The sequence below is a fragment of the Paraburkholderia sp. JHI869 genome, assembly GCF_038900775.1.
In the GTDB taxonomy this organism is placed as follows: Bacteria; Pseudomonadota; Gammaproteobacteria; order Burkholderiales; family Burkholderiaceae; genus Paraburkholderia.
This window is the reverse complement of record NZ_JAYMSC010000004.1, coordinates 152,814-165,238: the sequence shown is the minus strand read 5'-3', so window position 1 is coordinate 165,238 and position 12,425 is coordinate 152,814. Positions and strand designations below refer to the sequence as shown.

At 60.7% G+C, this 12,425-nt stretch carries 10 protein-coding genes; 5 read left to right on the top strand and 5 right to left on the bottom strand.

What is annotated here, in order from left to right:
- Positions 1–169: 169 nt before the first annotated feature.
- Positions 170–1,021 (top strand): glycosyltransferase family 2 protein, encoded by an 852-nt coding sequence (locus tag VSR72_RS09805; protein ID WP_342952183.1) that lies wholly within the window; start codon positions 170–172, stop codon positions 1,019–1,021.
- A 9-nt stretch (positions 1,022–1,030) separates the two neighbouring features.
- On the opposite strand, the gene VSR72_RS09800 is transcribed toward VSR72_RS09805, so the two are convergent.
- On the bottom strand, positions 1,031–2,122 hold the full coding sequence (locus tag VSR72_RS09800) for an acyltransferase (RefSeq protein ID WP_342952182.1): 1,092 nt from the start codon (positions 2,120–2,122) through the stop codon (positions 1,031–1,033).
- Positions 2,123–2,236: 114 nt separating this feature from the next.
- On the opposite strand from VSR72_RS09800, the gene VSR72_RS09795 reads away from it, so the two are divergent.
- The 3 genes from VSR72_RS09795 to VSR72_RS09785 all read left to right on the top strand — a co-directional run bounded on the left by VSR72_RS09795 (position 2,237) and on the right by VSR72_RS09785 (position 6,226).
- On the top strand, positions 2,237–3,217 hold the full coding sequence (locus VSR72_RS09795; RefSeq protein ID WP_342952181.1) for an SDR family oxidoreductase: 981 nt from the start codon (positions 2,237–2,239) through the stop codon (positions 3,215–3,217).
- Positions 3,218–3,299: 82 nt separating this feature from the next.
- Positions 3,300–4,331: a glycosyltransferase family 4 protein gene (locus VSR72_RS09790; RefSeq protein ID WP_342952180.1), complete on the top strand. Its 1,032-nt coding sequence runs from the start codon at positions 3,300–3,302 to the stop codon at positions 4,329–4,331.
- A gap of 11 nt (positions 4,332–4,342) precedes the next feature.
- Positions 4,343–6,226, top strand: coding sequence for a nucleoside-diphosphate sugar epimerase/dehydratase (locus tag VSR72_RS09785; RefSeq protein WP_342952179.1), 1,884 nt, complete (start codon positions 4,343–4,345; stop codon positions 6,224–6,226).
- Between the two features lie 38 nt (positions 6,227–6,264).
- Here VSR72_RS09785 and cysC read toward each other — a convergent pair whose 3' ends face one another.
- From cysC to VSR72_RS09765, 4 genes are all read right to left on the bottom strand, one after another.
- Positions 6,265–6,852, bottom strand: a complete 588-nt coding sequence (gene cysC / locus VSR72_RS09780) for an adenylyl-sulfate kinase (protein WP_342952178.1) — start codon at positions 6,850–6,852, stop codon at positions 6,265–6,267.
- Positions 6,853–6,977: 125 nt separating this feature from the next.
- Positions 6,978–8,009 carry a UDP-glucose 4-epimerase GalE gene (galE, locus tag VSR72_RS09775; RefSeq protein WP_342952177.1) on the bottom strand — a complete coding sequence of 344 codons (1,032 nt, stop codon included), beginning with the start codon at positions 8,007–8,009 and terminating at the stop codon, positions 6,978–6,980.
- A gap of 32 nt (positions 8,010–8,041) precedes the next feature.
- The gene (locus tag VSR72_RS09770) at positions 8,042–9,202 is read right to left on the bottom strand and encodes a glycosyltransferase family 4 protein (protein ID WP_342952176.1); all 1,161 of its coding nucleotides are present in this window, start codon (positions 9,200–9,202) and stop codon (positions 8,042–8,044) included.
- 79 nt (positions 9,203–9,281) lie between these two features.
- Positions 9,282–10,709, bottom strand: coding sequence for a mannose-1-phosphate guanylyltransferase/mannose-6-phosphate isomerase (locus tag VSR72_RS09765; protein ID WP_342952175.1), 1,428 nt, complete (start codon positions 10,707–10,709; stop codon positions 9,282–9,284).
- A gap of 61 nt (positions 10,710–10,770) precedes the next feature.
- Between VSR72_RS09765 and VSR72_RS09760 the strand changes: the two genes are divergently transcribed.
- Complete coding sequence (locus VSR72_RS09760) at positions 10,771–11,769, top strand: hypothetical protein (RefSeq protein WP_342952174.1); 999 nt, start codon at positions 10,771–10,773, stop codon at positions 11,767–11,769.
- Positions 11,770–12,425 lie beyond the last annotated feature (656 nt).

Genomic DNA, 12,425 nt, shown 5'->3' with positions numbered 1-12,425 from the left:
GCCAATTCGGAGTTGCTACGTCCAGCTGTACTGATCACCCACGGCCTCGCATCGTCGCAGCCCATCTGCCGCTGACGGGCTACGGGCCATGCTTGCCGAACCACGCGGCGTCAGGCAGACTTTCCCCTTCTTTGTCATCCCGCCGAGCCGTCTTCGCTGTATGAATGTGATGAATCAAGGCCCCGTTCCAGCAGGCGCGCGCGCGCTGGACGCGGCGCCACTGTTGAGCGTGTCGATCGTCGTCTATCGTCCGGATCTGGCGATGCTCGAACGCACGCTGGAGACGCTTGCAGCTGCGCTCCGGCGCTTGGGGCTCGCAGAGAAAACGCCGCTGTATCTCATCGATAACGGCGCGCCGGAACAAGCGGCGCCGGTTCCCGACGCCGCGCGGCGCGATCTGTTCGAACTACACGAGCTTCGCGGCCACGGCAACGTCGGCTACGGACGCGGCCACAATCTCGCGCTCGATCAGGCGTGCAGCCGCTACTACCTGGTGCTGAATCCCGATATCGAAGTAGACGAGAATGCGCTGCGCGAGGCGCTCGATTTTCTCGAAGCGCATCGCGAGGCGGGTTTGCTCTCGCCGCTGATTCGCGAGGATAACGGCGAGCAGGCGTTCTTATGCCGGCGCTACCCGTCGGTGCTAGATCTGTTCGTGCGCGGCTTTTTGCCCGTACCGCTGCGGCGTCCATTCGCGCGGCGGCTGGCTCACTACGAGATGCGCGACGTGATGGACGCGAAGCGCGTGTTCTGGGATCCGCCCATCGTCAGCGGCTGTTTCATGCTGTTTCGCACCGAAACGCTTAAGCGTCTCGACGGCTTCGATCCGCGCTACTTCCTCTACTTCGAGGACTACGACCTCAGCCTGCGCACCCGCAAGCTCGCGCGCGTCGTCTTCGTGCCGGAAGTCGAAGTGATCCACCACGGTGGAGGTGCCGCGAACAAGGGGCTGAAGCACATCATGCTGTTCGCGCAGTCGGCCTGGATCTTCTTTCGTCGCTTCGGCTGGAAGTGGCTGTGACGCGCGTGCTCAGGACGTCACTAGCGTAGCCGCGGCGGCACGGCGCTTCCTCGGCTTGAGCAGCAGGAATTTCTTCTCGATCAGATGCCACGAAATCGCTGCGAGCACGAGCGTCGGCCCAACCGATATGAGGAAATTGACGTACGGCCGCCCGCCCGTATTGAACAGATACGAGACGGTCTGCTGAACGACAAAGCCGTAGATGTAGACGCCATACGAGAAGTCACCGAAGCGCCCAGCCCATCCGAATATTGCCGGTTTGGCCAGTGAAAGCGACAGGATCGCGTAGGGCAGCACGAGATAGAGTCCGATCTCGTAGGTGATCGTGCCCTGCGGAATCGCAGCCAGCATCAGCACCGCGAGTAGGGCGGCCTGGAGGTTGTAGGCCCTCTGCGGCGCGAGAATGCGCCAGCTCGCGCCAAGGAAGAAGTAGGGCGCGGCGTCGAGGGCCGACACAATATCGGTCGCGTAAAAAACGATCTGATGGTCGGGCCGGGCAAAGCGCACCATATACAATCCTGCCGCGCACAGCATGATCGTCGCGATGAGAATGCGCACCTTTTCGCCGCGGCCCCACAGAACGACGAGTGGGCACAGCAGGTACATGGAGAACTCGACCGGCAAGGTCCACAGCGAGCCGTTTACAGCGTTCGGATAGGTGATCTTGTCGAAGACGCCCGGTAACGCGTATGACGGGTAGAGTACGATGTTTCCGAGATAGCGGCGCGTCCACTCATTGGCGAGGTATTCCTTGAGCGGCAACCACGAGATGATCGGCCCGAGCACAAACGCGCTGAGCATGACGCAGACGACAAGACCCGGGAAAATGCGCAGGCCGCGGCGCCACAGATAGCGGTAGGGCGAGGGGTCGCGGCGCCAGCTCTCGATCACGAGATAACCGCTGATCGCGAAGAACACCTTGACCGCGAGCGTCTGCACTTCGTTGCCGAGCATGCCCGGGGCCACCACACCGCTGAGTGGAAACGCATGGCCGTACACGACGACCAACGCCGCGATGAGGCGGATGGCGTCGAAGTTGTCGCGCGGATGAGAAAGCTGGCGAGACACGTCGGAATTCGTGGCGGGTTTCAGATTCTGCATGGAGCTGGCAAGTGGGGCCGGGATTGAACACCGAGGATCATGGATGATACTACACAAGGATTTCTGCAAGCCGGCCTCCAGCGGAGAGGCGCGGTGCGTCCGGGGCGCCCGGATATGACCTCGCGCATCGCCATCACCGGCGCCAACGGCTTCGTAGGACGCGCGCTCACGCGCGCCTTGCGTGATGCCTGCATGCAGTCGGTCGGCATCGTGCGCGATGGCGTGATGCTGGAGCCGGGCGAGGAGGCGATGCACATCGCGTCGCTCGACGCGATCACGCCCGATGCCTTCGCGCGCGTTGATTCGGTGGTCCACCTCGCGGCTCGTGTCCACGTGATGCGCGACGCCGCCGCCGATCCGCTTGCCGCCTTCCGTGCGACGAATGTAGATGGCACGCTGAAAGTTGCCGAAGCCGCGATGCGCGCCGGAGCCAGGCGCTTCGTTTTTGTGAGCAGCATCAAGGCGCTCGCGGAACTCGATCCCGGTCGTCCTCTCGTCGAAACCGACGTCTGCAATCCGCCCGACCCTTACGGCATCTCGAAGGCCGAAGCCGAAGTCATGCTGCGGGCGTTCGGCGCCCGTACGGGAATGGAGATCGTGATCGCGCGTCCGCCACTGGTCTACGGCCCAAACGTGCGGGCGAACTTCCTGAACCTGATGCGCGCGGTCGCCCGCGGCGTGCCGCTGCCGATCGGTTCGATTCAAGCGCGGCGCAGTATGGTCTACGTTGACAATCTCGCGAGCGCGCTGAGCGCCTGCGCGACGCTTCCTCGTGCGGCGGGGCAGCTATTCCACATCACCGACGGCGAGGACCTGACCGTGGCGGAACTCGCGCGCCGACTCGGCCGGCATCTGGACCGTCCCGCGCGGCTCATGCCGGTCCCCGCTGGCCTGCTGAACGCGCTCGGGCGGGTCATCGGCAAGTCCGCGCAGATCGACCGGCTTACGGGCAATTTGCGCGTCGATTCGGGCCATATCCGGGATGTGTTAGGCTGGCGCCCTCCGTTCTCGCTAGATGCCGGACTCGCCGCGACGGCCGCCTGGTATCGGGCCGGGGGCTCGACGGAGCACTTTACGTCCAGTATCAACCAATAAGTGCTGGAAACACGCCAACGATCAAAAAAACGGCGATATCACAGCCTCAAGCATTCCGCCCGACAGTACCGATAATTGCGAAATGACCCTGCCGTTGTTACCCCTCTTTATCCATTCGCCGTGGTTTGGCGCGCTTTGCGTATCTCTGCTGGCGCTCGCTGGTTGTGCGCTGATCCTTGCGATTCTCCTGCGCACCGGTCTCGCATGGAGACTTGCCACAGACATCCCGAACGCGCGTTCGATGCATACGCGCCCAACGCCGCGAGTCGGCGGTTGGGGCATCGTGCCGGTGAGCGTGATCGTCATGCTAACCACGACGCCCTCGCTTTGGCAGGTCGCCGTGCTCGCCGCGCTGCTCGCCGCTGTCTCACAGATCGATGACCGTCGCGGTTTGCCTGCACGAGTGCGCTTCGGTGCGCATGTGGGCGCGGTGGCGCTGCTAATCGCATTAAATCCGGCGCCGGTGCCGTGGTGGATTCTCGTCGCGATCGGCTTCCTGATGGTGTGGCTCGTCAACCTCTACAATTTCATGGACGGCTCGGACGGCCTGGCCGGCGGCATGGCGTTATTTGGCTTTGCGGCGTATTCCGTTGCGGCGTTGCTCGGGCCGGCGCCGTCGCTTGAGCTGAGTTTGGCCTGCGCCGCTGTTTCAGGTGCAGCGGGAGGCTTTTTACTCTTTAATTTCCATCCGGCCACGATTTTTCTCGGCGATGCCGGATCGATCCCAATGGGCTTTTTGGCGGGCGCATTGGGCTACTGGGGCTGGCGCAGCGGCGCGTGGCCGATCTGGTTCCCGGCACTAGTGTTCTCGCCCTTTATTGGTGATGCCTCGGTGACCTTGATCCGGCGCCTTTTGCGCGGCGAAAAATTTTGGCATGCGCACCGCGAACATTACTATCAGCGCATGGTCCGGCTCGGGATTGGTCATGCAGTAACCGCACTAACGTGGTATCTGGTCATGTTTGCAGGCATAATACTTGCGGTTTGGGCCTTGCGGTTATCCACGGCCCAGCAGTGGGTGGGCGTTGCAGGTTGGGCTGTCGTTCTCGTTCTGCTGGGCGTAGCAATTGACACACGCTGGCGGCGATTCCAGTCTCTCACCAGACAACCTTGAGGCGAACGCTGATGATCCGCAATAAAGCCTCCTGGCTCTCGTTCAGCGCCTTTCTCTTTGATATCGGTGCTGTGGCCGCCGCTTGGTTGACGGCCTATTTTCTGCGCTTTAACGCATCAGTCCCGCCCGAGTTCTGGCGCGGCGCGATGCACACCCTGATCTGGGTGCTCCCAGTCTATGCGGTGATGTTCCGCATATTTGGCCTGTATCGCGGGATGTGGGTCTTCGCGAGCCTGCCGGATCTACTGCGTATCTCGAAGGCGATCATAGCGGCTGCTTTGGTCGTTATGATCGGTTCGGTCATGCTGCAGCCTACGCCGATCATTCCTCGCTCGGTGCTGATCGTTTCGCCGCTCCTCGTATTTTTCGTCATGGGCGGTTCGAGGGCGCTCTATCGCGCAAGCAAGGAGTTCTACCTTTACGGCGGTCTCGTCGCACAGGGCAAACCCGTGATCGTGATTGGCGCGGGCGGTGCCGGCGCGAGTCTCGCGCGCGAACTCTCGCGCTCCGCCGAATGGCGCCTCGTTGGTCTGCTCGACGACGAGCCCGCGAAACAACGGCGCGAGATCTACGGCTACAAAGTGCTGGGCCCGATCGATGACATCGCACACTGGGCGCAGGCGCTGCGCTGCGAATTTGCCATCATCGCCATACCGTCGGCGTCAGCCGAAGTGCAACGGCGTGTCGCCACACAGTGCGTTCGAGCGGGCGTGAAGGCGCTGATGCTGCCTTCATTGAGCGATTTGCTGCCTGGTCAGGGTTTTCTTTCCCAGGTGCGCAATATCGACCTCGAGGATCTGCTGGGGCGCGATGCGGTCAACATTGACACGCCGCACGTCGAGGCGCTGCTGAGCGGCAGAGTGGTCATGGTCACGGGGGCGGGCGGCTCGATCGGCTCCGAACTATGCCGTCAGATTCTGCGTTTTGCGCCCGCGCAACTCGTTGCACTCGATGTATCTGAATACGCGATGTATCGCCTGACTGAGGAGATCCGCGAACGCTTTCCCGAGCTTTCCGTCATGCCGATCGTCGGCGACGCGAAAGATGCCCTGCTGCTCGATCAGGTCATGGCGCGCTACACGCCTCACATCGTATTCCATGCCGCTGCGTACAAGCACGTGCCGCTGATGGAGGAGCTCAACGCGTGGCAGGCAATTAGAAACAACGTGCTGGGCACGTATCGCGTGGCGCGTGCGGCGATCAAGCATCAGGTGAGGCATTTCGTTCTGATCTCGACCGACAAGGCTGTCAACCCGACCAACGTAATGGGTGCAAGCAAGCGCCTTGCGGAGATGGCCTGCCAGGCGCTGCAGCAGACTAGCGAGCGCACGCAATTTGAGACTGTGCGGTTCGGCAATGTACTGGGTAGTGCCGGCAGCGTGATTCCAAAGTTCCAGCAGCAGATCGCGAAGGGCGGCCCGGTGACCGTCACGCACCCGGAAGTCACGCGTTTCTTCATGACGATTCCCGAGGCGTCGCAGCTCGTGCTCCAGGCCTCCAGCATGGGCCGTGGGGGCGAGATTTTCATTCTCGATATGGGCGAGCCGGTCAAGATCGTCAATCTCGCGAAAGACTTGATCCGCCTTTATGGCTACTCGGAAGAACAGATTCGCGTGGTGTTCACGGGCCTACGGCCCGGCGAGAAGCTCTACGAAGAGCTGCTAGCCGACGACGAAACCACGACGCGCACGCCGCATGCGAAGTTGCGTACGGCGAAGGCGCGTGAAGTGCCGGACAATCTGTTGGACGAGTTGCTGCCGTGGCTCATGCAGCACCGCGTGCCTGGCGACGACGAAGTGCGTCGCGACCTGCGGCGCTGGGTGCCTGAGTATCAGCCATCGACCACGCCAAAACTGCAGAGCGTCGGTGGAACCTCAGTGCGCGCTACTGGCTAGGGTTAGCGCAAATCGACTAGCGCTCAGCGTTGAGTCGCTTATACGGTTACTTGCGATTTGGCGCGATCGCGCCGGCTACCGATGTCGAGATGGCGCTCTTCAACGAGATAGTCAATGATCAGGTCGACGCAATGGTCGACGCTGTTGCCGTGGGTATGCAAGCAAAGTTCAGGATGGAGCGGCGGATGATACGGCGAGCCGATGCCGGTGAACTGCGGGATTTCTCCGCGCCGAGCGCGACGGTATAGCCCTTTGGGATCGCGCTGCTCACAGACGGTCAGCGGCGTGTCGACAAAAATCTCGACAAAATTATCGTCGCCCACGATGCGCCGTGCATTGTCTCGATGCTCGGGCTCGGGTGAAATTGTGGCCGTGACGGCCACAAATCCCTCTTCACAAAAGAGCGCAGCCACATGGGCGACGCGTCGAAGGTTTTCTGTGCGCTCAGCGCCGCTGAAACCAAGGTCCGCGTTGAGACCTGTGCGCAGCACGTCACCGTCGAGCATCGTCGCCCTAAGCGCAAACGTTTGCAGTCGATTGACCAGAGCCCGCGCAATCGTTGATTTGCCGGCACCTGACATGCCGGTCAGCCAGACGACGACTCCTGCCGGCGTTGGTGTTTCCACTTCGCGTTACTCCGAGTTCAATGCGAATCACGAGCAATTGTAACGTCAAAGTCGCCGTTGTAACGTCTACGTAATAAAACGCAACAATTTTGCAGGGAAGTAACTCGATGTAATGTCGTCTTTCTTCACTCGAACCCGCGCGGATTCATTTCCTGCCATCGCCAGTGATCGACGCACATCCGCTCGATCCCAAACTCCGCCTTCCACCCGATAAGCCTTTCCGCCGCGATCGGATTCGCATAGCACTCGGCAATATCCCCGGGCCGACGCGCGACGATCTCATATGGCACGGGCCGCCCCGAAGCCTGCTCAAACGCCTTCACGACTTCCAGCACGCTATAGCCGCACCCGGTGCCGAGATTCACGACAAAGCCTTCGCCGCGCAACGCAAGCGCATCGATCGCCTTGAGGTGCCCCTTGGCTAGATCGACCACATGGATGTAGTCGCGCACGCCCGTACCATCCGTCGTCGGGTAATCGCCCCCAAAAACGCGCAGCTTCTCGAGTTTGCCGACCGCCACTTGTGCCACATACGGCATGAGATTGTTAGGAACGCCAGCCGGATCTTCGCCGATCAGTCCGCTTTCATGCGCGCCCACAGGATTGAAATAGCGCAGCACTGCCATGCGCCACGACGGGTCCGAGATCGCGACATCGTGCAGGATCTGCTCCGCGATGAGTTTCGACTGGCCGTACGGATTAGTCGCGGTAAGCGGAGACGATTCGTCGATGGGCGAGCGTTCTGGCACCCCGTACACCGTTGCCGATGAGCTGAATACAAACTGCTTCACGCCATGCTGGCGCATGACGTCGAGTACGACCAGCAGGCCGTCCACATTGTTGCGGTAATACTCGATGGGCTTCGCAACCGACTCGCCCACGGCCTTCAGCGCCGCGAAATGGATCACGCCGGTGATGCGATGCGCCTCGAAAATACGCGTCAGAGCTGTCGCGTCGCGCACGTCGGCTTCATAAAACGCGACCGGTTTGCCGGTGATCTGCTCGACGCGCTTGAGCGATTCGCTACTACTGTTCACGAGATTGTCGACGGCGACCACGTCATAGCCGTCATCGAGCAGTTCGACGCAGGTGTGCGAGCCGATATAGCCCGCGCCGCCGGTGACGAGGATGGTGCCCTTTGAATTCGTCGCAGTCATGCCGTGTTCATTCCCGAGAAATCAAGTTTCGATCAAAACGTCGACCCGGTAATTTCCCGGATCAGTTCCCGGTAGCGTTGTACCACAACGCGCTCATCGAATTCTTTCTCGATTTTTTTTCGGCCACGCTCGGCCATGGCAGCGCGTGCGGCGTCGCCGAGGTCGAGCATGCGCGCGAGCGCCTGCCCGAGCGAGTCCGCGTCGCGTACCGTGCACAGCAAGCCGTTCACGCCGTCGGCGACGACTTCGCGGCAGCCGGGCACATCGGTGGCCACGATCGGCCTGCCCATTGCACTCGCCTCCATGAGCGTACGCGGCACGCCTTCGCGGTATGACGGGAGCACGACGCAGTCCGCATCGGAGATATAGGGCCGCACGTCCGCTGTCTCGCCGAGATATTCGATTACGCCTTCGCGTTCCCACGAGGCGACCTCTTCGCGCGAGATGGCGCTCGGGTTGTCCACGCCGACCGGGCCGAGCAACTGAAAGCGCGTATGCGGATAGCGCGCGCGCAGTGCGCGGGCGGCTTCGACATATTCGCCGACGCCTTTGTCCCAGAGCAGCCGGCCAATCAAAACGAAGGCAAATTCGGCGCGCGCGGGCAGCGGAGTGAACGGGAAGTCCTCGAGATCGACGCCTTCACCGTGGAGCAGCCGGGCGCGCTCGGGATGCACGAGGAGATTGCCGTCCTTGAAGGCGGCCTCGTCATCGCGATTGAGGAACCAGACTTCGCGCGGGAAGCGAAATGCGAAGCGGTAGAGGCGCTTTGCGACCTCGGCCGCGCGGCTCTTCTGGATGAACACGTAGCCGAGCCCAGTAGTCACGGCGACGGAAGGCACGCACGCGAGCCACGCGGCAATCGAGCCGTAGATATTGGGCTTGATTGTGTAATGGAAGACGACGTCGGGCTTGAGCCCACGATAGTGGCGATAAAGCGCGAGGAGGGTACGCAGGTCGTGAAGCGGGTTGGTGCCTTTCGATGCCACTGGCAGTTCCACGCAACGACAGCCCATTTGCTCTAGGGGTTCGAACGTGGGGTCTCTCGGGGCGATGATGGTGACGCGCGCGCTGCTTTGTGTCAGCGCGCGCAGCAGTCCACGGCGGTAGGTGTAGATCGCCCAAGCCGTGTTGCAGACGAGGGCGACGTGAAGTGTGCGGGCGCGCGAGGTGGCGCTGTTGTCGTTGAATTTCACGAAAGCGTGCGTGCCGGTTCTGGCAAGGCCGGCGGGAGTTCCGGAGAAGGCCGTAGTTTACCGGGAAAGCACGCACAGTCTAAGACGACGTCCGCCCATACTTATCCTCGAAACGAACGATGTCGTCCTCGCCGAGATAAGAGCCTGACTGGACTTCGATGAGTTCCAGCGGAATCTTGCCCGGGTTCTCCAGACGATGCTTGTTGCCAAGCGGAATGAAGGTCGACTGGTTTTCGCAGAGCAGGATGGTTTTGTCGCCGTTCGTCACGCGCGCCGTGCCTTTCACGACGATCCAGTGCTCGGCGCGGTGATGGTGCATTTGCAGGCTCAACTGCGCGCCCGGATTCACCACGATGCGTTTCACCTGGAAGCGATCACCCTCGTCGACGCCTTCATATGAGCCCCAGGGGCGAACCACGCGGCGTTGCGTGACCGACTCGCGGCGGCCTGAGGCGTTCAGACGCTCGACGATCTTCTTGACATCCTGCGCGTTGTCGCGATGCGCGACGAGCACCGCATCGGCCGTTTCGACGACGATCAGATTGTCCACGCCAACGGCAGCCACCATGCGATGTTCGGCGCGTACATACGAATTCGAAACCGACTCGGCGAGCACGTCGCCGAGCAGGGCGTTGCCCGACTCGTCGAGATCCGTGAGATCGAACAGCGCCGTCCATGAACCGATATCGTTCCAGCCGAGGTCGTGCGTTACAACCACCGCCGCACGCGAGGTTTTCTCCATGACAGCGTAGTCGACGGAGATGTTCGGGCAGGCGGCGAATGCCTCGGGCTCGAGGCGAAGAAAGTCGTTGTCCCTTTGGGCATGATTGAACGACAGTTCGGCGTGCTCAGCGATGTCCGGTTCGTAGCGACGCAGTTCGTCGAGATATGTCGAGGCCTTCAGCATGAACATGCCGCTGTTCCAGTCGTAGCGTCCGTCGGCGAGGAAACGCGCGGCTGTCTGCGCATCGGGCTTCTCGACGAATGAGCTCACTGTATACGCGGACGCGTTGCAGTTCAGGGCGTCGCCGCGGCGGATGTATCCGTAGCCTGTATGCGGCTCATCAGGCGCGATGCCGAATGTCACGAGGTACTGATCGACGGCGATTTGAGCCGCCTCGCCAATTGCCTCACAAAATGCCCTCTCGTTGCGGATCACATGGTCGGAAGGCAGCACGAGCAGGAGAGCATCGGCGTTGTGCTGTAGCGCGAAGTGGGCCGCCACCGCGATCGCCGGGGCAGTATTGCGGCCGAATGGCTCGAGCACGATCGAGGAGGGCGTCACGCCCGCCTGGCGGAGTTGCTCGGCAACGACGAAGCGCTGTTCGTTGTTCGTGATGACGATAGGCGCAGCGACGCCGTTGATGGCGCGCAGGCGCAGGACCGTCTGCTGGACTAGCGATTGCGCGCCGATCAACTTGAGGTATTGCTTCGGATAGCTGCCTCGCGACATCGGCCAGAGGCGACTTCCGCTGCCGCCGCAAAGGACGACTGGAACGATATTCATTGTGTAACCCTGATCAGCTTGAGTGCTCCCTATCTGGGTTATCGGCAATTAACCCGCGTCCATGAGTTTTTTTGCTGCAGGCCGCTCGCGCTGTGATGCGCGCCGGGTCACGGTAAGCTTTCGCGCCATGGCGCGCGTGCGTTGCGTGCGTCAATCTCCGTCCGATATCCCTATCGAAAAAACCTGGTGCGCTAGAATACGCCGAGACAGGCAGCTGCCAATTTCGCGCTGGCCATTGAGCCAATTCGGCTACGAACTCGAAACGAAAGGGCATAATTGCAGGCATTGTCAATCGCTTGCAGACAAGTGGAGTGTTATGAAATATTTTGTTCATGTTCCCAAGACAGCGGGAACATCGTTGGGCGCGGCGGTATTTGGCGCGCAGTCGGCCACTTCTTCGGTTTATCCAATCTATTCCGGGTTGAATAAGCGAATGGCGGATGAGGCGCGTTCTAGTTTAACGAGCGATTCCGTCGTGTTCGGACATTTCGCGTTTGGTGCGCACGTGCTATTCGGGGATAAGAATCCAACGTACGCGACTGTCATGCGCGACCCTTTGGAGCGCGTGGTTTCTCTTTACCGTCATCACGCTCGATTCGATAGTTCCCCTTACTTCGAATTTATAAAAAAAGAAAAGCTTTCGTTGCGAGATTTTGTGGAATCATGCGTGACGCCAGAGACTAATAATGAGATGGTCCGCATTTTTTCGGCAAGCTATCGCTATCTCCCGCTTTTAGAGGATCGATTGGCAAATCACTGGTGGAGCGTGACAAAGAAATTGCCGACCAGGCAGATTAATGAAGGATTCCGCTTGCGGCGCGCACTTAAGAATCTCGACAAATATTTTTCTCACATCGGCTTTGTAGATGAATTGCCGCAGACCGCTGATTTTCTTGCGAAATGGTTAGGAGTGAGCCAGGGTGGCTTGGTCATCGCGAGAGAGAACGTGTTCCCTGGTCCCCGCGAGGAGCTTTCGGCTGGTGACCGCCGTGTCATTGAAAACGCCAACGAACTAGATCTGGAGTTGTTTGGTTTGATGCGGCAAAGGGGTCGCGTTTGATCTTGCCGCCACGGCGTTGCCCGGCTCGACGCTCCCGTCGCGCTTACCGGATCGTTATCAATATCTAAATGCGCAAAGCATAATCCGCTCCCGAACCCGGTGTCGGCGGCCATGGCGCTTGTCGTCGTCGTGTTTCCGGGTGCAGACACCCGCCGTCAGGGAGCGGGCGGTCACGCGGGCGTGGCGCAGCCACGGCGCAGCGACCGCGACTTTCGCCGCGGTGTCGTTCGGTCGCCGGCAAGCCGCCGGCTCCGTATGTGACCGAGCCGCCGCGCGTGCGTAAATCATGTCCCTGCCGCTTCGGTCAGCTTTGAGAGGGTAATCCTCGTCATTCATGCGCCGCCGTGAGCCGCGCATGGAACCGTTCTCCGACAGGGTTCGCTGGTTGAGGCTCGCCATGAAAGCGTGCCAGCGGGAATAGGGATCTTTGTCGTATTCCTTGTTGCTTTTTTGCCTACACGACGTCGCGTCGAACAGCGTTTGCTGTCAGCGACGCCATCCGCCGCGTGGCCTCGACCAAGCCTTTCGCATCATCGGCACATCCCGGGCCGCGTCAATCCAATGTCTTCCAAAATATTACGCTGTAACAATATTAAGATAGTATCTCTTTAGAACTTCCGAGGTGCATCACGAAAATAGGACTTGACTAGCAAATG